General features: G+C 62.9%; 19 protein-coding genes and 2 riboswitches. Of the genes, 10 read left to right on the top strand and 9 right to left on the bottom strand.

The features are described 5' to 3' along the window. Positions 1-18 precede the first annotated feature (18 nt). From Q1B16_RS01865 to Q1B16_RS01855, 3 genes are all read left to right on the top strand, one after another. Positions 19-711 carry an ABC transporter ATP-binding protein gene (locus tag Q1B16_RS01865; RefSeq protein WP_299784359.1) on the top strand — a complete coding sequence of 231 codons (693 nt, stop codon included), beginning with the start codon at positions 19-21 and terminating at the stop codon, positions 709-711. Next, on the top strand, positions 711-3,239 hold the full coding sequence (locus Q1B16_RS01860; RefSeq protein ID WP_299784357.1) for an FtsX-like permease family protein: 2,529 nt from the start codon (positions 711-713) through the stop codon (positions 3,237-3,239). Before Q1B16_RS01865 ends, Q1B16_RS01860 begins: the two co-directional genes overlap by 1 nt. 107 nt (positions 3,240-3,346) lie before the next feature. After that, positions 3,347-4,219 carry an inositol monophosphatase gene (locus Q1B16_RS01855; RefSeq protein WP_299784355.1) on the top strand — a complete coding sequence of 291 codons (873 nt, stop codon included), beginning with the start codon at positions 3,347-3,349 and terminating at the stop codon, positions 4,217-4,219. A 22-nt stretch (positions 4,220-4,241) separates the two neighbouring features. Here the strand turns inward: Q1B16_RS01855 and Q1B16_RS01850 are convergent, their stop codons facing one another. The 5 genes from Q1B16_RS01850 to Q1B16_RS01830 all read right to left on the bottom strand — a co-directional run bounded on the left by Q1B16_RS01850 (position 4,242) and on the right by Q1B16_RS01830 (position 10,414). Further along, positions 4,242-4,883, bottom strand: a complete 642-nt coding sequence (locus tag Q1B16_RS01850; RefSeq protein WP_299784353.1) for an NAD(P)-binding oxidoreductase — start codon at positions 4,881-4,883, stop codon at positions 4,242-4,244. 298 nt (positions 4,884-5,181) lie between these two features. Then, complete coding sequence (gene gcvP / locus Q1B16_RS01845; protein WP_299784351.1) at positions 5,182-8,025, bottom strand: aminomethyl-transferring glycine dehydrogenase; 2,844 nt, start codon at positions 8,023-8,025, stop codon at positions 5,182-5,184. 133 nt (positions 8,026-8,158) lie between these two features. Beyond that, entirely contained in the window at positions 8,159-8,518 is a 360-nt protein-coding gene (gcvH, locus tag Q1B16_RS01840; RefSeq protein WP_299784350.1) for a glycine cleavage system protein GcvH, read from the bottom strand. Positions 8,519-8,537: 19 nt separating this feature from the next. Further along, positions 8,538-9,662: a glycine cleavage system aminomethyltransferase GcvT gene (gcvT, locus tag Q1B16_RS01835; protein WP_299784348.1), complete on the bottom strand. Its 1,125-nt coding sequence runs from the start codon at positions 9,660-9,662 to the stop codon at positions 8,538-8,540. Positions 9,663-9,750: 88 nt separating this feature from the next. Further along, a riboswitch (glycine riboswitch) is annotated at positions 9,751-9,817 on the bottom strand. 3 nt (positions 9,818-9,820) lie between these two features. Next, positions 9,821-9,907, bottom strand: a riboswitch (glycine riboswitch). 36 nt (positions 9,908-9,943) lie between these two features. Next, a complete protein-coding gene (locus Q1B16_RS01830; RefSeq protein ID WP_299784346.1) occupies positions 9,944-10,414 on the bottom strand; it encodes an Rrf2 family transcriptional regulator in 471 nt (156 codons plus the stop codon). 93 nt (positions 10,415-10,507) lie between these two features. Between Q1B16_RS01830 and Q1B16_RS01825 the strand changes: the two genes are divergently transcribed. Together Q1B16_RS01825 and Q1B16_RS01820 are read left to right on the top strand one after the other, a co-directional pair. After that, positions 10,508-11,071 carry a gamma-glutamylcyclotransferase family protein gene (locus Q1B16_RS01825; protein ID WP_299784344.1) on the top strand — a complete coding sequence of 188 codons (564 nt, stop codon included), beginning with the start codon at positions 10,508-10,510 and terminating at the stop codon, positions 11,069-11,071. Beyond that, a complete protein-coding gene (locus Q1B16_RS01820) occupies positions 11,071-12,315 on the top strand; it encodes a DUF2254 domain-containing protein (RefSeq protein WP_299784342.1) in 1,245 nt (414 codons plus the stop codon). Before Q1B16_RS01825 ends, Q1B16_RS01820 begins: the two co-directional genes overlap by 1 nt. Here the strand turns inward: Q1B16_RS01820 and gltX are convergent. Then, positions 12,312-13,649 carry a glutamate--tRNA ligase gene (gene gltX / locus Q1B16_RS01815; RefSeq protein ID WP_299784340.1) on the bottom strand — a complete coding sequence of 446 codons (1,338 nt, stop codon included), beginning with the start codon at positions 13,647-13,649 and terminating at the stop codon, positions 12,312-12,314. The two genes, Q1B16_RS01820 and gltX, sit on opposite strands and share 4 nt — an antisense overlap. Before the next feature lie 164 nt (positions 13,650-13,813). Between gltX and Q1B16_RS01810 the strand changes: the two genes are divergently transcribed. Both Q1B16_RS01810 and Q1B16_RS01805 read left to right on the top strand, forming a co-directional pair. Next, on the top strand, positions 13,814-14,743 hold the full coding sequence (locus Q1B16_RS01810; RefSeq protein ID WP_299784338.1) for an MBL fold metallo-hydrolase: 930 nt from the start codon (positions 13,814-13,816) through the stop codon (positions 14,741-14,743). 42 nt (positions 14,744-14,785) lie between these two features. Further along, entirely contained in the window at positions 14,786-15,178 is a 393-nt protein-coding gene (locus tag Q1B16_RS01805) for a metallopeptidase family protein (RefSeq protein WP_299784336.1), read from the top strand. Positions 15,179-15,226: 48 nt separating this feature from the next. On the opposite strand, the gene Q1B16_RS01800 is transcribed toward Q1B16_RS01805, so the two are convergent. Then, positions 15,227-16,624 carry a 2-isopropylmalate synthase gene (locus Q1B16_RS01800; RefSeq protein ID WP_299784334.1) on the bottom strand — a complete coding sequence of 466 codons (1,398 nt, stop codon included), beginning with the start codon at positions 16,622-16,624 and terminating at the stop codon, positions 15,227-15,229. A 155-nt stretch (positions 16,625-16,779) separates the two neighbouring features. On the opposite strand from Q1B16_RS01800, the gene Q1B16_RS01795 reads away from it, so the two are divergent. Next, complete coding sequence (locus Q1B16_RS01795; protein WP_299784332.1) at positions 16,780-18,441, top strand: NAD+ synthase; 1,662 nt, start codon at positions 16,780-16,782, stop codon at positions 18,439-18,441. A gap of 75 nt (positions 18,442-18,516) precedes the next feature. Then, positions 18,517-18,897, top strand: a complete 381-nt coding sequence (locus Q1B16_RS01790) for a DUF805 domain-containing protein (RefSeq protein ID WP_299784330.1) — start codon at positions 18,517-18,519, stop codon at positions 18,895-18,897. A 36-nt stretch (positions 18,898-18,933) separates the two neighbouring features. Here Q1B16_RS01790 and hppD read toward each other — a convergent pair whose 3' ends face one another. Next, positions 18,934-20,028 carry a 4-hydroxyphenylpyruvate dioxygenase gene (gene hppD, locus Q1B16_RS01785; protein ID WP_299784328.1) on the bottom strand — a complete coding sequence of 365 codons (1,095 nt, stop codon included), beginning with the start codon at positions 20,026-20,028 and terminating at the stop codon, positions 18,934-18,936. Between the two features lie 112 nt (positions 20,029-20,140). On the opposite strand from hppD, the gene Q1B16_RS01780 reads away from it, so the two are divergent. After that, positions 20,141-20,623, top strand: a complete 483-nt coding sequence (locus Q1B16_RS01780) for an Lrp/AsnC family transcriptional regulator (protein WP_299785960.1) — start codon at positions 20,141-20,143, stop codon at positions 20,621-20,623. Between the two features lie 10 nt (positions 20,624-20,633). Here the strand turns inward: Q1B16_RS01780 and Q1B16_RS01775 are convergent, their stop codons facing one another. Then, entirely contained in the window at positions 20,634-21,446 is an 813-nt protein-coding gene (locus tag Q1B16_RS01775; protein ID WP_299784326.1) for a serine protease, read from the bottom strand.

Below are 21,446 nucleotides of genomic sequence, written 5' to 3'. Positions count from 1 at the left end.
GATAAAGCTCCGTATCCCATGACCCAGCCAGTTCTCGACCTCAAAGATGTCACGCTCAGCCTCAAGGGCAATGCCGGAATGGTCGAGATCCTGCATGGGATCACGCTTTCCGTTCACAAGGGCGAGACCTTGGGCCTGATCGGCCCGTCCGGGTCGGGCAAATCCTCGCTTCTGATGGTCATGGGTGGGCTGGAAAACGCCACCTCGGGCAGCGTTCTGGCGCTGGGTCAGGACCTGACCGCAATGGACGAGGACCAGATGGCGCGCTTTCGCCGCGATCACATGGGCGTCGTGTTTCAATCCTTCCACCTGATCCCGACCATGACCGCGCTGGAAAACGTGGCCACACCGCTGGAATTGGCCGGCGAGAAAGACGCCTATGATCGCGCCGCGGCAGAGCTTGAGGCGGTTGGCCTTGGACACCGCGCCGATCACTACCCGGCGCAGATGTCGGGCGGTGAGCAACAGCGCGTGGCCTTGGCCCGTGCATCCGTCACCCGCCCCGAGATCCTGCTGGCGGATGAACCCACCGGCAATCTGGATGGCGTGAACGGTCAGGCCATTATCGACATGCTCTTCGGACTGCGCGACCGCCACGGCGCGACACTTGTGCTGGTCACGCACAGCCGCGAATTGGCCGCGAAATGCGACCGCGTGATCCGTTTGACCGACGGACATATCTCTGACCAGGCATTGAAGGCGGCGGAATAATGGCGCTAGCAACTGCGGCCCGTTTCGCCCGCCGGGAATTGCGCGGTGGCCTCAAGGGCTTTCGCATCTTCCTCGCCTGTCTCGCACTTGGTGTCGCCGCGATTGCGGGCGTTGGCTCGGTGCGCTCGGCCATTCAGGCGGGTCTGTCCGAGCAGGGATCGGTCCTGTTGGGCGGCGACGCCTCGGTCGAATTCACCTACCGCTTTGCCGAACCAGAGGAACGCGCCTGGCTCGAAAACATCTCGACCGAGATATCCGAGATCACGGATTTCCGGTCGATGGTCGTAAAGGACCCGGATGGCGTGTCCGAACGTGCGCTCACACAGGTGAAATCTGTCGATGAGGCTTATCCGCTTACCGGCGAAGTCGTCCTCGACCCCGCGATGCCGCTGGCCGAGGCGCTGGGAGGCGATGGCACGCAGCCGGGCGCGGTCATGGCGCCGTTGCTGGCGGACCGGCTTGGCTTGTCTGCGGGCGACAGCTTTCGGCTGGGAACCAGTGACTTCATCCTGTCCGCGATACTCGTCACCGAACCCGATAGCGGTGCGGCGGGCTTCTCGCTCGGGCCACGCACCATCGTCACGACCGATGCGCTGCGCGATGCCGGTCTGCTCCAGCCCGGGACGCTTTACGAAACCGAATACCGGCTGCTGTTGCCGCCCGATCCCAATCTCGACGCGCTCGAAGACGCGATGCAGGCGCAATTCCCAGACAGCGGCCTGCGCTGGCGCGATGCGCGCAACGGAGCGCCCGGCGTGGCCCGTTTCGTCGAACGGCTTGGTGCGTTCCTGATCCTCGTCGGTCTGTCGGGCCTTGCCGTCGGTGGCATCGGCGTGTCAGCCGCCGTGCGTGCCTATCTCGCGCGCAAAACCTCCGTCATCGCCACCCTGCGCACGCTCGGGGCGACCCGTGCGACGATCTTCCAGACCTATTTCATCCAGATCGGCGTACTCAGCTTGCTGGGCATCGCGATGGGGCTTGTGCTGGGCGCGCTTGTGCCGATCCTTTTCGGCCCGCTCATCGGTGCCTCGCTGCCGGTGCCCGCGATCTTCACCATCCATCCCGCCCCGCTGACCGAGGCCGCGCTTTACGGCATTCTGACCGCGCTCGTGTTCACGCTCTGGCCGCTTGCACGCACCGAAGAGGTGCGCCCGGCGATGCTGTTCCGCGATGCGTTGGACGGGGCAAAGGCGCTCCCGGCGTGGCGCTACGTGATCGCGACCGTTCTGTTGCTTTTGGGGCTGGTGGGGGTTGCGTCGTTCTTCTCGGGCAGCCCGTTCCTGACGCTCTGGACCGCCGGAGGCCTGATCGGCGCGCTGATCGTTCTGGTCTTTGCATCCATCGCGATCCGCTGGCTGGCAAAACGTTCCACCAAGGCGACGCGCGGACACCCCGTCTGGCGATGGGCGCTGGCCTCCATCGGGGGTCCGCGCGATGCGGCGGCACCCGTGGTGCTGTCGTTGGGCCTTGGCCTGTCGGTTCTGGCCGCCGTGGGCCAGATCGACGGCAACCTGCGCACTGCCATCGACCGTGACCTGCCCGAAGTCGCCCCGGCCTATTTCTTTGTCGACATCCAGCCCGAACAGATGCCGCAATTCCGCGAGATCCTGGAAAACGATCCCGCCGTCGCGCGGATCGACACAGCGCCTATGCTGCGCGGCGTGCTCAGCCGCATCAATGGCGTGCCTGCCCGCGAGGTCGCTGGCGATCACTGGGTCGTCACCGGGGACCGTGGCCTGACCTATGCCTCCGAGCCGGGCACCAACACTCAAATCGTCGCAGGCGAATGGTGGGCGCCGGACCACGATGGCCCGCCCGAGATCAGCTTTGCCATCGAAGAGGCCGAGGAGATCGGTCTGAACCTTGGTGACGAGCTGACGGTCAACGTGCTCGGCCGCGATATCACCGCGACGATCACAAGCTTCCGCGACGTGGACTTTTCCACCGCCGGGATGGGGTTCGTCATGACGTTGACGCCCAACGCCCTGCAAGGCGCGCCGCACACGTTCATCTCGACCGTCTACGCCCCGCCAGAGGACGAGGCTCGCATCCTGCGTGAGCTTGCCACCGCGTTCCCGAACATCACCGCCATTTCCGTGCGGGATGCCATCGACCGGGTGAGCCTGTTGCTGGAAGGGATCGGCGCCGCCGTGCGCTGGGGGGCCGCCGCGACCTTGCTGACCGGGTTTCTTGTCCTGATCGGCGCAGCCGCCGCGGGCGAAGGGGCCCGGACTTACGAGGCCGCCGTGCTCAAAACCCTCGGGGCCAGCCGCGCCCGCATCCTGCAAAGCTTTGCCCTGCGCTCCGCGCTTCTTGGGGCCGGTGCCGGGGTCGTCGCGATTGGGGCTGGCATTCTGGGAAGTTGGGCTGTCATGACCTTCATCATGGATTCCAGCTTTGCCGTCGTCTGGCCCTCGGCGCTCGGCATCGTCATCGGCGGCGTTCTGGCGACCTTGCTCGCGGGCTTGATGTTCGCCTGGCGACCGTTGGCCGCCCGCCCCGCTCAAGTCCTGCGCGCACGCGAGTAACCGCCGCGCTGGGCCGCGCGGGCAGATGAACGGCGATATACCGCCTTGCCCTGACGCCGTTCCCTTGGCATGGGCAGAGGCACACGCCGCAATAAACGAGTCGCCAGATGTCCGATAGCCTGCCCATGACGATCCCGGCCCCGCTGACGCCGGCCCAACGCACCCAGATCATCAACCTCGTGCGACGCGCCGCCCGCGCTGAGATCCTGCCGCGCTTTCGCACGCTCGGCAGCAGCGAGATCGACGAGAAATCAGGTCCGATGGATGTCGTCACGGCAGCCGACAAGGAAGCGGAAAAGATGATCGTGCGCGGCCTTTTGGCGATGTTCCCGAACGCGCTGATTGTCGGCGAGGAAAGCATGACCGAGGAAAAGATCGCCCAATTGGCGGATGCCGAGATGGGCTTTGCCATCGACCCGGTGGATGGCACGTGGAATTTCGCGCATGGGCTCGCGACCTTTGGCGTGATCCTTGCCATGACGCGGTTCGGTGTGCCGATCTTCGGGCTGATCTACGACCCGGTGACCGACGAAGTTCTGATCGCGGATGAGGGCAGCGCTGCGCAGGTCATCGCGCCGCGTCGTCCGCCCCGGAGCGTGTCGGTATCCAAAGGTGGACCGGTCGAGGATTTGAGCGGCTTCGTCTCGCTCTACAATCTGCCGGAAGACAAGCGCGTTGCGATGACAGGGCTCATGACGCGGTTCCAACGGCTTTATATGCTCCGCTGTGCCGCCCATGAGTTCCGCATGGTGGCCTTGGGTCATGTCGATTTTGTCCTGTCCTCAGCACTGAGCCCGTGGGACCATGCCGCAGGCGCCTTGATCGTGCAGCGTGCCGGTGGTCATGTCGCGTGTCTCGACGGCACGCAATACCGTGCGCACATGCGAGAGGGATACCTTCTGTGCGCACCCGACGCCGCGACATGGGGCCGGGTGCGCGATGCGATGTCGTTCCTGCTCCAGGACGATTCCGCCGCCTAGTCTGGGTTTCGGAAATAGCGGATCAGCGCGCCAACACCACGTCGGCGCGCACATCCAGATTTTGTTCGCCCGCATCGATCAGGTAATGCGCGACGCTGGCGCGCGAGATGAGCCCGTTCCGCCATTGCTTTGGGTCGCGCAGAACCTTGTAATTTTCGGAACGCGCGCCCTTGGTAAGGATCACCGGACGCGCAATCGTCCAGTCCAGAGGCGACGCCGTGACCATCTCTTCCTGACGATCCTTGTCAGCATAGGGCTTGCCGAGGATGGCCCGATGGCCTGTCCGTTCGACCCAGCTCATCGCGGATTTGCTGCGGCCTGCCCCGAACCCGGTGACGACAATCAACCGTGAGGTATCGGCCTTGGCCATCTCGTCCAGCAGAACGCCGGTGGTCTCGGAAAAGAGCGTTTCCTCTTCCCACAGCATTGCGATGCGTTCCTGGATGCCCAAAGCGTAGATGACCGCGCGTGCGCCGGAAAGCGCACGGGCAACGTCCTCTGCGTTCTTCGCGTCGCCCTTGCAGGGCTCGACGAGATCGGTCGCCTCAAGCGTGTCCGCGCTGCGTGCGAAGGCACGTACCGATAGGCCGCGCCGGACCGCTTCGTCCATCGCGCACCGTCCAATGCCCGAGGTTGCGCCCATGATCAGGATGGGCGCGCTCAATTCTGCATGTCCTCGAAATGCGAGGTGTAGCGCCGGTGCTGTGACCGGTCACGGTTGAGCGCGAGATTGCCCCGATATGGCGCAACCGTTACCACGGGAATTGCCTTTTGCTCGGCGGCAAGAACTCTGCCGCCAAGTCCTGTCGTCAATCGTCTGAGAGTGCGGAGTATCTGTTTCATACCTGAGCAACGTAGCACTCGGTCTTTGGTTGCACAGGGGCGGGCGAATTCCTCACTCCTCGCCCCTGACAGACCTTCCCGATTTTGAGACAATGCGACGCGCTCAGACCCGCATCCGGTTATTCCGCCGCTTCCGCGTAATCCTCCATCGGCGGGCAGGTGCAAACGAGATGCCGGTCGCCATAGGCATTGTCGACCCGGTTTACCGGCGGCCAATACTTGTCCACACGGAACGCACCGGGCGGGAAACAACCCTGTTCGCGGGTGTAGGGCCGATCCCAATCCTTCACGAGGTCTTCCATCGTATGCGGCGCCAGCTTGAGCGGGTTGACCTCGCGGTCCATCTCGCCCGCCTCGATGGCGCGGATTTCCTCGCGGATCGCCAGCATCGCATCGCAGAAGCGGTCAAGTTCCGCCTTGGTTTCGGACTCCGTCGGCTCCACCATCAGCGTGCCCGCCACGGGCCAGCTCATCGTGGGTGCGTGGAAGCCCGCATCCATCAGGCGTTTCGCGATATCCTCGACCGTGACGCCTGCGCTTTTCTCGAACGGGCGCACATCCAGAATGCACTCATGCGCCACCCGGCCTTTCTCGCCGCGATAGAGCACGTCGAACGCGCCTTCGAGCCGCGTCGCGATGTAGTTCGCGTTCAGGATCGCCACGCGCGTCGCCTGGGTCAGGCCCTCGCCGCCCATCATCAGGCAATAGGCCCAAGAGATCGGCAGGAGCGATGGCGACCCGAAGGGGGCCGCGGACACCGCGCCGGCGCCTTCCAACGGATGCGACGGCAGATGCGGAATCAAGTGCGCCTTCACACCGATCGGCCCCATGCCCGGCCCGCCGCCGCCATGCGGAATGCAGAAGGTTTTGTGCAGGTTCAGGTGGCTGACGTCGCCGCCCAGATCGCCCGGGCGCGAAAGACCCACCATCGCGTTCATGTTCGCCCCGTCGATATAGACCTGCCCACCGTGATCGTGGGTGATCTGGCAGACCTCTTTCACCGTGCCTTCGAATACACCGTGAGTCGACGGATAGGTGATCATCGTGCCGGCGAGGGTCTCGGAATGCTGCTCGGCCTTGGCACGAAAATCATCAAGGTCGATGGAGCCGTTGTCGTCACACTTCACCGCAACCACCTTCCAGCCGACCATCTGCGCCGATGCAGGGTTGGTGCCGTGCGCGTTGACCGGGATCAGACAGATGTTGCGATGCCCCTGCCCGTTGGCGCGGTGATACCCGGCAATCGACAAAAGCCCCGCATATTCGCCCTGCGCGCCCGAATTGGGCTGCATGGAAATCGCGTCGTACCCGGTGATGGTGCAGAGCTTGGCGTTCAGGTCGGCAATCAGGTTGTGATAGCCGCGCACCTGATCGTCGGGCACATAGGGATGAATATCGGCAAATTCGCGCCAGCTCACCGGCATCATTTCCGCCGCCGAATTGAGCTTCATCGTGCAGGATCCAAGCGGGATCATCGCACGATCCAGCGCCAGATCGCGATCCGCCAGACGCCGCATGTAGCGCATCATCTCGGTCTCGGCCCGGTTCATATGAAACACGTCGTGTTGTAGGTAGGACGAGGTCCGCAGCAGCGCATCCGGCAAACGGTATTCCGGCGTCAGATCGTCGTCCGCCTTGACCAGTCCAAACGCGCGCCAGACCGCTTCGATGGTCGCAGGGCGCGATTTCTCGTCGAGCGAAATGCCGATCTTCGTCTTGCCCACCGGCCGCAGATTCAGCCCTTCGCGCACCGCCGCCTGCAACACGCCGCGCTGCAAGAGGCCCACATCCACGGTGATCGTGTCGAAGAATACCTTGGGCTCCACCTTGAACCCTGCCGCCTCCAGCCCCTTGGCCAGACGCACCGTCTTGCGATGGATGCGCTGCGCGATGGCGCGCAGGCCCTTCGGCCCGTGAAACACCGCATAGAACCCCGCCATCACCGCGAGAAGCGCCTGCGCCGTACACACGTTCGACGTCGCTTTCTCGCGCCGGATATGCTGCTCGCGGGTTTGCAGCGACAACCGGTACGCCTTGTTGCCGTGGCTGTCGATGGAAATGCCGACGATCCGCCCGGGCATCGCGCGTTTATAGTCGTCCTTGGTCGCCATATAAGCCGCGTGTGGGCCGCCATAGCCCAGCGGAATGCCAAAACGCTGTGTCGAGCCCACCGCGATATCCGCGCCCATCGCGCCAGGCTCCTTGAGCAGGCACAGCGCCATTGGATCGGCAGACATGATCGCAATCGCCTTCGCGCCGTGCAGCCGCGCGATGTCGTCGGTGAAATCCCGCAGGTGCCCATAGGTGCCGGGATACTGGAAGATCGCACCGAACACCTTGTCCGGGTCCATGTCGGCGACATCGCCCACGATCACCTCGATCCCCAGAGGGGCCGCGCGGGTCTTCATGACCGAGATGTTCTGCGGATGGCAGTTCTCATCGACGAAGAACGCGGTCGCCTTCGATTTCGCCACGCGCTGCGCCATCGTCATCGCCTCGGCACAGGCCGTCGCCTCGTCCAGAAGCGACGCATTGGCGATCTCCAGCCCCGTCAGATCGCTGACCATTGTCTGATAGTTCAGCAGCGCCTCGAGACGCCCCTGGCTGATCTCGGGCTGATACGGCGTGTACGCGGTGTACCAGGCCGGGTTCTCGAAGATATTGCGCTGGATCGCGGGCGGAGTGACCGTGTCGTGATACCCCATCCCGATGAGCGAGGTCAGAACAACGTTTTGCGACGCGGTCTCGCGCATGTGGTAAAGAAGCTCCCGCTCCGACAGCGCCTTGCCGAAATCGAGCGGCGTTGCCTGACGGATGCTTTCCGGCACGGTCTGCGAAATCAGATCGTCGAGCTTGCTGACACCGACCGTCGCCAGCATCTCGGCCATCTCGGCAGGGGACGGACCGATATGTCGCCGATTGGCAAAATCATATGGCAGATAGTCGATGGCATCGTAACCCATGTCGCTCTCCTTGCGGCTCGGAACGGCGCGCCGTCCCCTGCTTCTTCTTTTTCCAAATATGCCCGCGCTACGGCAGCCAAAGGGCCGTCCAGCCGGGGCGATGCGAAGGGCGGACCAAACCGCCCCTCAAAAATCAACCGATGTATTTCTTGTAGGCGGCTTCATCCATCATGTCGTCCAGCGCCGACATGTCCTCGATCTTCATCTTGAAAAACCACGCCTCGCCTTCGGGGTCTTCGTTGACCTTGCTCGGCTCCTCGACCAGCGCCTCGTTCACTTCGGTGATTTCGCCGTCCAGCGGCGCGAGGATATCCGACGCGGCCTTGACCGACTCGATCACCACGATCTCGTCATCCTTGCTGACGGTCGTACCTTCGTCGGGCAGTTCGATGAAAACGACGTCCCCCAGCTGCTCGGCCGCATGTGCCGTGATCCCCACGACCACCTCGTCGCCCTCGACGCGCAGCCATTCGTGTTCTTCGGTGAATTTCATGAGTTCCCTCTTGGTGTGATTATCGTTTGAACCCTGCCGCGACGAAGGGCAGTGATGCAACTGTAACCGGCAGGCGTTTGCCCCTGACCTCGCCAAAAAGCGCAGTTCCGGTGTCGGACAAGGCGGTCTCGACATAGCCCATCGCCACCGGCGCGTTCACGCTGGGGCCAAAGCCGCCCGAGGTCACGATGCCAACAGGGGTATCCGAGGTCTCACTCGCGAAAAGCTTCGTGCCTTCGCGCATGGGCGCGCGGCCTTCGGGCTGCAACCCAACGCGTCTCCGCGCCGCGCCGTCGGTCAGTTCTTCAAGAATACGCGCGGCGCCGGGGAAGCCACCTTCCCGCGCACCACCGCGACGCCGGGATTTCTGGATGGCCCAGGTCAGGCCGCCCTCGACCGGCGATGTCGTGCTGTCGATGTCATGACCGTAAAGGCACAACCCCGCCTCAAGCCGCAGCGAATCGCGCGCGCCAAGGCCAATGGCCTCCACCTCTTCGTGCGCCAGCAAGGCCTGCGCCAATTCTGTGGCGGCAGCCACAGGGACGGATATCTCATATCCGTCCTCGCCGGTATATCCCGACCGCGAGACCCAGCATTCGGCGCCCGCAAGCGGCACCGTCGCTACATCCATGAAGCGCATCTCGGCCACCGACGGGTGATGCTCCGCCAGCACCGCTTCCGCCTTCGGGCCCTGCAAGGCCAGAAGCGCACGGTTCTCCAGAAGCTTCACCGTGACGCCCGGCTCCATCGCCGCGCGCATCCGCGCTACGTCGGCCTCCTTGCAGGCGGCGTTGACCACAACGAACAGATGATCGCCCCGGTTGGCGAACATGAGGTCGTCCTCGATCCCGCCATCGTCATTGGTGAAAAACCCGTAGCGCTGCCGCCCTTCGCCAAGGCCCAGCACATCCTGCGGAATCAAGCGCTCCAACGCGACCTTTGCCGCCTCAGGATCATCGGCGCGCAGGATCACCTGACCCATATGGCTCACGTCGAACAGCCCCGCCGCAGTCCGGCAATGGAGGTGCTCTTTCATCACGCCAAGCTTGTATTGAACGGGCATCTCGTAGCCCGCAAACGGTACCATCTTCGCGCCAAGCGACACATGCAGATCGTAGAGCGGAGTGCGTTTCAGATCGCTCACGCGGCATCCCTTCGTGTTCAACCGGGTGCTTGTGAAACGACAACCGGCATATTCCATACCGCGCAGTCGCGCGGTCGTCCTATGCCCCCTCTGTCCTTTCGCCTGAGATCGTTATCCCTTCGGCGTTCCGGGTCGGGCCCGAAATCTCTCCAGAGTCTATGTCCGCGACGGTCCGTCTGCCTGAGAGTTTCCGGGGGCGGTTGCTCCTTCGGCACCGGTCAAACCGGTTCTCCCATCGTGGATACGGCAGTCGTAGACCGTTTTCAGATCGGCCTCAAGGGTCAAACCGCGAGCGCGGCCTCGCGCGCCGTGCAGGCGCGGTCGGGGTTCAGAATGTCCAGAAGATCGACATTCGTGCAGACCAGCGCGTCGAGCGTGATCGGATCGAGCGACCGGTAGAACGCCTCGACCGCGTCGGTCAGGGCCGTCCGCAACCGACAGGCATCCTTGAGCGGACAGGTGTTGTCCACATCGGCGAAACATTCGGCCAATGGCACTGGTGCCTCGAGCACGCGGAACACGTCGCCGATATTGATCTCATCCGCCGGACGACCGAGCGACAACCCACCGTTGCGTCCGCGCTGGGTATGAAGGAACCCAAGCTGGCCCAGCTGGTTGATGACCTGAGCGAGGTGATTTTCCGACGCGTTGCAGCGCTCTGCGATTTCGGACTTGGTCACGAGCCGCCCGGTATTCGCCGCGCAGAACATGAGGACACGCATCGCAATGTTGGTTCGTTTGGTGACACGCAAGACAGGCATCCTTTCAGATCGGTTGGTCAACGCTAATCTTTTGTGCAAAGCTGTCTTTGATATACATCAACTCGCAAAGAACAAGATCCCCCTGTGAAACATCCGCATTTCTTTGGCTACGGATCGCTGGTCAACCGCAACACCCATGAATTCGCACCGATCCACCCGTCCCGGATCACCGGTTGGCGGCGGATCTGGCGGCGGGCTCCGAACCGTCCCGCCGCGTTTCTGTCGGTGATCGCCGAACCGGGTGCCGTGATCGAAGGGGTGATCGCGCCGGTGCCGAACGACGACTGGGTCGCGCTCGATGCGCGCGAGTTTTCTTATACCCGGCTGGCCGTGACCGACACGGTGCACCACGCCGCCACCGATGTGCGCGATATCTCGATCTACGCGATCCCCCCCGAGAACGCGGTGCGCCCCGACGCCGATCATCCGATCCTGCTCAGCTATGTCGACGCGGTCCTGCAAGGCTATCTGCGCGAATTCGGCGAAGACGGGGCCACCCGCTTCATCCAGACGACCGAAGGCTGGGACACGCCGGTGCGCAACGACCGGGAGGCCCCCGTCTACCCCCGCGCGCAGGTACTGACCGCCTGCGAACGCAGCTTCGTCGATGACATGCTCCTCGATATGCGCGCCCGGGTCTTCGCCTGATGCGCGAACGCATCTGGCTCTGGCTGACACGGTTGTGGCACAAGCCGGGTGTCCGTATCTCGATTTTCGGCATCGTCGCCCTCGTGATCGCGGCCCTCGCCCCGTTTTTCGACCGCTCAATCCCGGCGGATCTGCAAGAGCGGTTGCCGCCAGAAGCGGTCCTGCCGATCCTGAACATTCTCGCCTCGTCGATGCTCGCGGTGACGACCTTTTCGCTGGGCATCATGGTTCAGGCCTTCCGGGCCGCCGCCGGTCAGGCCACGCCGCGCGCCTACCGCATCCTGATGCAGGACATGACCACGCAGAACGTGCTGTCGGTCTTCGTCGGCGCGTTCCTGTTCTCGCTGTCTTCCATCGTGATGTTCCGCGCCGGTCTCTATGGCGAAGGCGCGTCCGTCGTGGTGTTCGGCATGACGCTCGTTTGTATCCTGCTCATCATCATCGCCATCCTGCGCTGGATCGCCCATCTCAGCCTTCTGGGCAGCATGGACCACACGCTGATGAAGGTGGAAACCGCCGCGACGCCGCCGCTGCACCGCATGGCCGACGCGCCGAACCTCGGAGCCCGCCCTGCCGAAGATGCGCCCAAAGCCCCGGATGACGCGGCCACTGTCTATGCGCGCCGGTCCGGGTTCGTTCAGCACATCAGCATGGCGGCGCTTGATGAAACTCTTGAAGAGGCCGGGGCGACACTGTGGGTGTTGGCCCCGCCGGGACGCTGGGTTCTCGAGGGAATGCCCCTCGCACGGGTCTCGGGCGATATCGACCTTGGCGTGCTGGCCGATCAATTCACCATCGGAGAGGACCGCAGCCACGAACAGGATGCCCGTTTCGGCCTCGTGATCCTGTCCGAGATCGCGTCCCGCGCGCTGTCGCCGGGGGTCAATGATCCGGGCACAGCCATTGACGTCATTCACCGGCTCGAACGGGTACTTTGGGATCTTGGCCTGCGCATGACCGATCCCGACCGAGACACTGAACCCCGCTATACCAACATCATTGCGGGCAAGGTGTCGGCGCAAGATTTGTTGCAGGATGGGTTTGCAGCGTTGATGGAAGATGGCGGCGGACGGTTCGACGTGATGTCACAGGTGTTGAACGCAACCAGCCGTCTGTCGCGCAGCGATTGGAACGAACTGGCAGAGGCGGCGCGCGCAACGCAGGACCGGGCGCTCACGATCATCGACCGTCGCATCGACGACCCGGAAACCGAAGACCGCCTGAAAGGCAAGGCCGAAGCCTAGCCCTTCGCCAGTTTCCGCGCCGGGATCGTCTGCAAGAGCGGCAGCATATCGGCCATTTCCGGCCCCCGCTCCTGTCCCGTCAACGCTTTGCGCAGCGGCATGAACAACCCCTTGCCCTTGCGCCCCGTCGCCTCTTTCACGGCGTTGGTCCAGGTGCTCCAGGCATCCGGGCCAAGCGGGCCTTCGGGCAACAGCGTCATGGCTTCGGCGATGAACTCTTCGTCTTCCTCCGCGACCATTGGCTCGGCGCCGTTGGCGCACAGGTCCCACCAAGCCGCAATATCCCGGCGCGTCGTGATGTTTTCGCGCGCCACGTTCCAGAACGCCTCGGCCTTGTCTTCGGGGATGCCCAGCGCGGTCAGGTCGCCTTTCATCGCGACGTAATCCATCGCGTGCAGCTTGCGCGCGGTCAGCGGGAACAGGTCCTCGAAGTCGAACTTGGTCGGCGCCGATCCGAACTGGCTCAGGTCGAACCCCTCTGCGATCTCGTCCAGCGACATGCGCAGCTCCACCGGCTGCGACGACCCGAGCCGCGCCATCAGGCTGAGCAGCGCTTCTGGCTCCACCCCCTGCTCGCGCAGATCGCGCAGCGCCAGCGTGCCCAGCCGCTTGGACAGCGACTCACCCTGCGGCCCGGTCAGCAACGAATGGTGTGCAAAGGACGGCACCGTGCCGCCCAGCGCGCGGATGATCTGAATCTGCGTCGCGGTGTTGGTCACATGGTCAGACCCGCGCACCACATGGGTCACGCCCATCTCGGTGTCGTCCACCACCGATGCCAGCGTGTAGAGGATCTGCCCGTCCGCACGGATCAGCACCGGGTCGCTGACGCTGGCCGCGTCAATCGAGATATCGCCCAAAATCCCATCGGTCCACTCGATCCGCTCCTGATCCAGCTTGAAGCGCCAGACACCGTCGCCACGTTCCGCCCGCAGCTTTGCCTTTTCCTCATCCGACAACGCCAGCGCGGCGCGGTCATAGACCGGTGGCTTGCCCATGTTGAGCTGCTTCTTGCGCTTCAGGTCAAGCTCGGTCGGCGTCTCGAACGCCTCGTAAAACCGCCCCATCTCGCGCAGCGTGTCGGCAGCCGCGTGATAGCGGTCCAGCCGTTCCGACTGCCGCTCGACCCGGTCCCAGGTCAGGCCGAGCCATTCCAGATCCTGCTTGAGCGCATCGACATATTCTTCCTTCGACCGCTCGGGATCGGTGTCGTCGATCCGCAGGATGAACGTGCCGCCGGATTTGCGGGCGATCAGGTAGTTGAACAAGGCGGTGCGCAGGTTGCCGACATGGATGTAACCGGTGGGCGACGGCGCGAAGCGGGTGGTGGTCATGGAATGCATCTCCTGTTGGGTCGCGCTTTCCCATACCGGGATGGCTTTGTCCAGAAAGCCGCGCACCAATCCCCTGCACCTGCGCACAGTCACGAAGCCGTGAAAGGACATGCCGCAGCGTAAACTGCTGCTACAACAAAAGCATCAACGAGGGGAGTATCCAAATGACAGACTTTTCCATTTCACGCCGCGCACTCTTGGCAGGTGCCGCCGCCATGCCGATGGCGGGCGGGCTTGGCGTCACCAAAGCCCGCGCCGAAGGCCATATGCAGGCCGCACCCGAAGTGCCGCGCGCCAACCGCATCGGAGTCGGCAATTTCGAAGTGACGACATTGCTCGTCGGCACCCGCACCGCCGATGAACCGCAAGGCACCTTTGGCATGAATGTCGATGCAGAGACCTTTGCCGAAGTGTCGAACGAGGCGCACATCCCGGTCGACCAGACGCAATTCTTCTTCACTCCGACCCTCGTCAACACCGGGTCCGAACTGATCCTGTTCGACACTGGCCTCAACGGGGCGACCACCGCGCAGGCAGTGGAGATGGCAGGCTATGCGCCGGACGCCGTCACCCATGTGGTGCTGACCCACATGCACGGCGATCATATCGGTGGCTTGATGACCGATGGCGCAGAGACCTTCTCGAATGCCGCCTACATCACCGGTCAGGTCGAATTCGACCACTGGTCCGGCACCGACAACGAAGGCTTCGCCAACAACGTCGCACCACTGGCGGAAAAGATGACATTCCTCGGCGATGGCGACAGCGTGACCTCGGGCATCACCGCGATGGCCGCGTTCGGGCACACGCCGGGTCACATGACCTACATGCTCGACAGCGACGACCAGCAGCTTTTGATCTTCGCCGATCTCGCCAACCACTATGTCTGGTCGCTGGCGCGCCCCGATTGGGAAGTACGCTTCGACATGGACAAGGCCGCCGCCGCCGCGTCGCGTCGCAACGTGCTGGGCATGCTGGCCACGGACGGTATTCCTTTCATCGGCTACCACATGCCGTTCCCCGGTGTCGGCTATGTCGAAACCCGTGGCGAAGGCTTCCACTACGTGCCGCACAGCTATCAGCTTTATCTCTGATCGCAACTTGACGCGGCCCCCCTGCGCGGTGCTGATACGCGCATGACCGCGCAGGACGATATCGACGACATCACACGCTATGCCGAGGCAGCCCTGACCGGGCTGCCTTTGCCGTTTCGGGATCTATGTCGGGATGTCCTGCTTCAGGTCACTGACTGGCCACCTAAAGACATTCTGGCGGAACTCGATATTGACGACCCGCTGGAACTGACCGGGCTTTACGACGGCATCCCCCTGACCGAGAAATCGGCAGGCGATCCGTCCCCGTTCCCGGATCAGGTGTGGCTTTATGCCGAACCGATCCTCGCGGAATGGCGCGACCGGAGATCGGTCACGTTACAGGATCTCGTAACGCATATCGTCGTGCATGAAATCGCGCATCATTTCGGCTGGACCGATGACGAGATCGCCGAGATCGACCGCTGGTGGGAATAGCGCCCAAGGACTTTGCAAACTTGTGCAGGACGTTTGCAAACTCCAACCCTACCCGTCCGTCAGTGCCCCGTTGACCCATTCGCCAGTCGCTTCTTCCCCCGAAGCATAGCGCATCGTCCCGGTGCCTTGCCGCTTGCCGTCAAGGAACATGCCCTCGTATACATCGCCATTGGCATAGGTCGCGACACCCTGGCCGCTGATTTCGCCGTTTTGCCACGCGCCAACATATGTGAAACCGTCGGCCATCGTGATTTCGCCCTGACCGTGGCGCTGTCCGTTTTCGAACTGGCCGACATAGACCGTGCCATCGGTATAGGTGGCGGTGCCCTGACCGTGGCGCTGGCCGTCCTGCCATTCGCCCTCGTACTTGTAGCCATCGGGATAGGTCATGACCCCCACCCCGTGATTGCGAGCGTTCTTGAACTCACCCTCGTAGACCAGCCCGTTGGCATAGACCGCGCGACCTGTCCCGTCGATCACTCCATCGACCCAATCGCCTTCGTAGGTGGAGCCGTCCGGATAGGTGATCTTGCCCTCGCCATTGGCCAGATCGCCGCGGAACTGTCCCTCGTAGACCGAGCCGTCCGGGTACGTGACCTTACCGGTTCCCTCGATCTGGCCCGCAACCCAGGCGCCTTCGTAGCGATAGCCGTCGGTGCCGATGAAGGTGCCTTGCCCATGGCGAAGGTCGTCCTTGAAATCGCCCTCGTAGATGTCGCCATTGGCGTAGGTGACCTTGCCCTGCCCGTCCCGACGACCGGCCACAAGCGCGCCTTCATAGACATCGCCGTTCGATTGCGTCAGCGTGCCGACCCCGTCGATCTGGCCATCCTTCCACATCCCGTCGTAGATCAGCCCATCCGGCATGGTCAGCTTGCCCTGCCCCTCGCGGTCGCCATCGGCGACACGGCCCTCGTAGATGGACCCGTCGGGATAGGTGATCGTCCCGTTGCCTTCCTTGACGCCGTTGACCCAATCGCCCTCGTAGACATAGCCTCCGGGGCTGGTCATGGTGCCGCGCCCATGGTGCAGCGCGTTGCGGAAACTGCCCTCGTAGCGCACGCCGTTGGCGTAGAGCGCCACACCTTGCCCGGTTATCTTGCCGTCCAGCCAGGACCCTTCGTAGGTCGAGCCATCGGCAAACACGATCTTGCCGATCCCTTCGGGTTTGCCCTTGGCAAACTGGCCCTCGTAGACCGACCCGTTGGGAAAGCGCGCGACGCCATTGCCGCGAATCTCGCCCTCGACCCAGTCGCCGGTGTATTCGTACCCGTTGGGCAGGCGATAAGTGCCGGTGCCGTGCTGCAAGCCGTTCTGGAACGTGCCTTCGTAGACCCCGCCATCGTCATATTGCTTGGTCTGAACCTCGCCGTCCTGCGCCTGTGCTGCAAACGCGATGCTCAGGGCGGCGGCTGCGCCCAGAATGCCTGTGATGCCCGGTCTCATTTTTCTGGTATCCCACTCATGTCCGTTGCCATGACCCTGTGCCCGAAACCTAAGCGAGAGGGCCGGGTCAGACAATGTCTTATCCGACAAGGTGCTTTCCCTCGCGCGGTGTTCTGCTATGTCACCGGCGATCTCGGGAAAGGAAGGACCGCCCCATGTCGGACCGGTTTCGCATCACTCTGGCGCAGTTGAACCCCACCGTGGGCGATCTGGCAGGCAACGCCGCCAAGGCCCGCGCCGCCTGGGAGGAAGGCAAAGCCGCCGGGGCCGATCTCGTGGCCCTGCCCGAGATGTTCATCACCGGCTACCAGGCGCAGGATCTGATCGTGAAGCCCGCCTTCGTGGCCGCCGCCAATGAGGCGATCACCCAGCTCGCCAAGGATTGTGCCGACGGTCCTGCGCTGTGCATCGGAGGGCCCTGCGTGGGCGAGGACCTCAAGCTGCACAACAGCTATTTCACGTTGCAGGGCGGCAAGATCGCGGCGGTGGTGCACAAGTATTTCCTGCCCAATTTCAACGTCTTCGACGAAGTCCGCCTGTTCTCGCGCGACATGATGCAGGGTCCGGTGTCGGTGAACGGTGTGCGCATCGGGATGCCGATCTGTGAAGACGCATGGTATCCCGACGTGGTCGAGGCGCTGGAGGAAAGCGGCGCCGAGTTCATCCTTGTGCCCAACGGGTCCCCCTATTTCCGCGACAAGTACGAAACACGCCTGAATCACATGATCTCGCGTTTGGTCGAGTCGCGCCTGCCCGTGATCTACCTGAACATGGTGGGCGGTCAGGATGACCAGGTCTTCGACGGCGGATCGTTCGTGTTGACCCCGCCCAGCGAAATGGTGGTGCAACTACCCGTGTTCGACGAGATGATCAGCCATGTCGATATGCACCGCAACGAAACCGGCTGGCGTGCGGCGAAGGGCGATTTTGTCCTGCATCCCGACGCGATGGAGCAGGACTACCGCGTCATGGTCATGGGTCTGCACGATTACATGGCCAAGACCGGCTTCAAGAAGGTGCTGTTGGGCCTGTCCGGCGGGATCGACAGCGCCATCGTGGCGACCATCGCCGTGGACGCTCTGGGCGCCGAAAACGTGCGCTGCGTGATGCTGCCCTCGGAATACACCTCCGAAGCCTCTTTGGAAGATGCCAAGGCCGTGGCCGAAAACCTCGGCTGCCGGTACGATTTTTTACCAATCGGTAAAACCCGCGACGCCGTGACCGAAACCCTCGCCCCGCTGTTCGAAGGCACCGAGGCAGGGCTGACCGAAGAAAACATCCAGTCCCGCATTCGCGGCCTGCTGCTCATGGCGCTCAGCAACAAATTCGGCGAGATGCTCCTGACCACCGGCAACAAGTCCGAGGTCGCGGTCGGCTATGCCACGATCTACGGAGACATGGCGGGCGGCTACAACCCGATCAAGGATATGTACAAGACCCGCGTGTTCGAGGCCTGCCGCTGGCGCAACGCGAACCATCGTGACTGGATGAAGGGGCCCGAAGGCGACGTGATCCCCGACCGGATCATCACCAAACCGCCGTCGGCCGAACTCCGCGCGGATCAGAAGGACAGCGACTCGCTGCCCGATTACCCGGTGTTGGACGGCATCCTGAACATCCTCGTGGACGAAGACGGCTCCATCGCCGATTGCGTGGCGGCGGGATATGACCGCGAGGATGCCAAACGGGTGGAGAACCTTCTTTACATCAGCGAATACAAACGCTTCCAATCCGCCCCCGGCCCGCGCCTGTCGAAACGCGCCTTCTGGCTGGATCGGCGCTATCCCATCGTTAACCGCTGGCGTGATCCGAGCTAGGGTGCCTGATCCCCGTTGACAGGCGAAATCCATCGGCCACCATGTGACTGACACCATTTTCAGGGAGTTATTCACATGGAAAAGATCAAGACAGCCGTAAACATCGTTCTGTCGAAATACGCGACCTTTTCAGGCCGTGCGTCCCGTCCAGAATTCTGGTGGTGGGTGCTTGCGGTCTTCATCACCATACTGATCGCAGGGGCTGTCGACGCGATCCTGTTCGGAAGTGGCCCGGAGGATGGCCAACCCATCTCGGCACTTCTGTCGCTGGCGCTTTTGCTGCCCAACATTGCCGTCGGAGCGCGCCGATTGCACGATATCGGCAAATCCGGGTGGTGGCTCTTGATCGCGCTCATCCCGGTGGTCGGGTTCTTCGTGCTTTTGTATTTCTACGTGCAACCCAGCGACCCCGACGCCAACGCCTACGGCGCACCCGAGCCGTTCCCGATCCGGTAAGCGACCGGGAACGGCTCGGGTGCAGGACGCGGTGTCCTAGCTGGCCTTCAGCACACCGCGTTCGATCTGGTCGGCTTCGATGCTTTCGAAGAGCGCCTTGAAATTGCCCTCGCCGAACCCGTCATCGCCCTTGCGCTGGATGAATTCGAAGAAGATCGGCCCGATGACAGTTTTCGAGAAGATCTGAAGCAGGATGCGCGTCTCACCGCCACCGACGACACCTTCGCCATCGATCAGGATGCCATGTTTCTTCATCCGATCGATCGGCTCTTCATGACCGACCACGCGATCCTTACTCAGCTCGTAATAGGTTTCAGGCGGCGCGGGCATGAACTTGAGCCCGCGTGACGCGATCTCGTCCACCGCATCATAGATATCACGCGCCCCCACAGCGATGTGCTGGATACCCTCGCCCTTGTACCGCTTGAGGTATTCGACGATTTGCCCGGTCTCGCCCCGATCCTCGTTGATCGGAATGCGGATGCGCCCGCAGGGCGAGGTGAGCGCGCGGCTCAGAAGCCCGGTGAACTTGCCCTCGATGTCAAAAAACCGGATTTCCTTGAAGCCGAAGATGCGGCCATAGAAATCGAACCAGACATCCATGTTCCCGCGATGCACGTTGTGCGTGAGGTGGTCGAGGTAGTGGAACCCGACGCCTTCGGGATTGGCTTTGCCCACCCAGTCGAATTCCGCGTTATAGGGGTTCTGTCCGTAATATTGGTCGATGAAATAGATCAGCGATCCCCCGATCCCGACAATCGCCGGAACGTCCATCGCCTTGCCGTCGCCGTCATAGGGCGTGGCCCCGAGGCTCACCGCCCGGTCATAGGCATGTTTGGCATCGACAACCCGCCACCCCATAGACGGCGCGCAGGGACCATGCTCCTCGACAAAGCGCATGGCATGGCTGCCCGGTTCGTTGTTCAGAACGTAGGTGATATTGCCCTGCTGCCACAGCTCGATCTTCTTCGTCTTGTGCGTGGCGGTGTGGGTGTAGCCCATCTTGGCAAACAGATCGCGCAGCGCATCCGGGTCCGGGTGCGCGAATTCGACGAATTCGAACCCGTCAGTTCCGGCAGGGTTCTTTTCGGAAATGGTGGCTTTCGGTGCGTCGTGTGGAAACGGGCCCATGGCATCCTCCTTTGTTTCCACAAAAGATACGACGGTTTCGGTGCAATGGGCGCTCGAAGTCATACCAAATCTCTGCATCGCATGCACGCCTCTTGCGCACTGAGATAGAATGATGCAAATTTCCCGCATGATTTCGCTTGACGCCAAAGACATCCAGCTTCTCGCGCGACTCCAGAAAGACGCGCAAACCCCGGCGCAGGAGCTGGCCGACCATCTGGGTATGTCCGCCTCCCAGATCGGTCGCCGCCGCCAACGGCTCGAGGCCGAGGGATACATCATCGGCACACCGTCCCGCCTCAACCCCGAAAAGCTGGGGCTGACCGTGCAGGCCTTCATCCAGATCGAGACCCGGTCGCAAAGCAGCGGCACCCACCAGTCGATCAAACGCCTTGTGGCGACCACGCCGGAAATCGTCGCCGCCTGGACCCTGACCGGCGAGGCCGATTACATTTTCCGGGTGTATTGCACGGACCTGCGCGCCCTGAACCGGTTGGTGCAGGACGTGCTGCTGCCCCACGATTCCATTGGACGAGTGCACAGCCAGATCGTGATGGATCAGGTCAAGGACGACACCGCGCTGCCTTTGCCGTCATAAGCGCGTATGCTCAGTCCACCTTCACGAACCGCGCTCCGCCGGCCCGTTCGCCGATTGTGACACGCCGCGCCCCGGCGCTGACCGGCGCGCGGGCCGCATCGTTGCGCATCTCGCGTTTCATCGCTTCGACCACCGAAGGCAGCGACATGCCGATGGCCACCTTGTCCTGTCCCGGTGCCTCGGACATCATCGAAATCACCGACATGATGCGCAATAGGCCTTGATCTCGAACGAACACCGGCGCGCCGGACGACCCGAAAGTGACGTCGCAATCAAAGGTCATGACGCCCCCGAGAAAGGTCTCCTTGTGGCGGCAGCCGGATTCCCGTTGCAGCGACGTGTTGCGCCCTTGCCCGTAGGACACGAGAACCACCGGCCCCGGCTCTGCCCGCCGGGAATAGAGCTTGAACGGCTCGGCCTCGGTGCTGAAAATCGGAACGTCCAGACGCAGCAACGCAAGATCGGTGCGGACCTGTTCGGTCAGGGACACGTCTTGCGCGCCGATATAGCCGTCCGCGAGAACGATCTTGTTGATCCTGCGGCTTGCGGCGGTGAAATCATGCGCCAACCCGGCGTGAAACCGCATCTTGTCGGCGGGCAGGACGTTTTCCTTGCGGGCGTCGACAACGCAATGCGCCGCCGTCAGCACCAAATCCTTGGAAATCAGCGTGCCGGTACAGGTGCCCGTGCCGGTGTCGAGCCGCCCGACCCCTTCCCAGCCCAGCAATTCGCCGCGGTGATCCAGCCGGTCGCGTTCCTGCGCATGGGCCAAACCGGCAGCAAGGATAGCCCCCACGACGAGAAGACGCTGAAAGATTCGCAT

Source organism: uncultured Marivita sp. (assembly GCF_947488135.1).
Classification (GTDB): domain Bacteria; phylum Pseudomonadota; class Alphaproteobacteria; order Rhodobacterales; family Rhodobacteraceae; genus Marivita.
The sequence above is the reverse complement of the archived record's forward strand: the minus strand, read 5'-3'. Positions and strand labels throughout refer to the sequence as shown.

Coding starts and splice junctions, on each gene's coding strand:
- Q1B16_RS01800 (WP_299784334.1), bottom strand. CDS start 16,624: ATGAGACCGGGCATCACAGGCATTCTGGGCGCAGCCGCCGCCCTGAGC.
- Q1B16_RS01805 (WP_299784336.1), top strand. CDS start 14,786: ATGACCGCGCAGGACGATATCGACGACATCACACGCTATGCCGAGGCA.
- hppD (WP_299784328.1), bottom strand. CDS start 20,028: ATGGGCCCGTTTCCACACGACGCACCGAAAGCCACCATTTCCGAAAAG.
- Q1B16_RS01790 (WP_299784330.1), top strand. CDS start 18,517: ATGGAAAAGATCAAGACAGCCGTAAACATCGTTCTGTCGAAATACGCG.
- gcvP (WP_299784351.1), bottom strand. CDS start 8,025: ATGGGTTACGATGCCATCGACTATCTGCCATATGATTTTGCCAATCGG.
- gcvH (WP_299784350.1), bottom strand. CDS start 8,518: ATGAAATTCACCGAAGAACACGAATGGCTGCGCGTCGAGGGCGACGAG.
- Q1B16_RS01855 (WP_299784355.1), top strand. CDS start 3,347: ATGTCCGATAGCCTGCCCATGACGATCCCGGCCCCGCTGACGCCGGCC.
- Q1B16_RS01810 (WP_299784338.1), top strand. CDS start 13,814: ATGACAGACTTTTCCATTTCACGCCGCGCACTCTTGGCAGGTGCCGCC.
- Q1B16_RS01820 (WP_299784342.1), top strand. CDS start 11,071: ATGCGCGAACGCATCTGGCTCTGGCTGACACGGTTGTGGCACAAGCCG.
- gltX (WP_299784340.1), bottom strand. CDS start 13,649: ATGACCACCACCCGCTTCGCGCCGTCGCCCACCGGTTACATCCATGTC.
- Q1B16_RS01865 (WP_299784359.1), top strand. CDS start 19: ATGACCCAGCCAGTTCTCGACCTCAAAGATGTCACGCTCAGCCTCAAG.
- Q1B16_RS01795 (WP_299784332.1), top strand. CDS start 16,780: ATGTCGGACCGGTTTCGCATCACTCTGGCGCAGTTGAACCCCACCGTG.
- Q1B16_RS01860 (WP_299784357.1), top strand. CDS start 711: ATGGCGCTAGCAACTGCGGCCCGTTTCGCCCGCCGGGAATTGCGCGGT.
- Q1B16_RS01775 (WP_299784326.1), bottom strand. CDS start 21,446: ATGCGAATCTTTCAGCGTCTTCTCGTCGTGGGGGCTATCCTTGCTGCC.
- Q1B16_RS01780 (WP_299785960.1), top strand. CDS start 20,141: ATGCAAATTTCCCGCATGATTTCGCTTGACGCCAAAGACATCCAGCTT.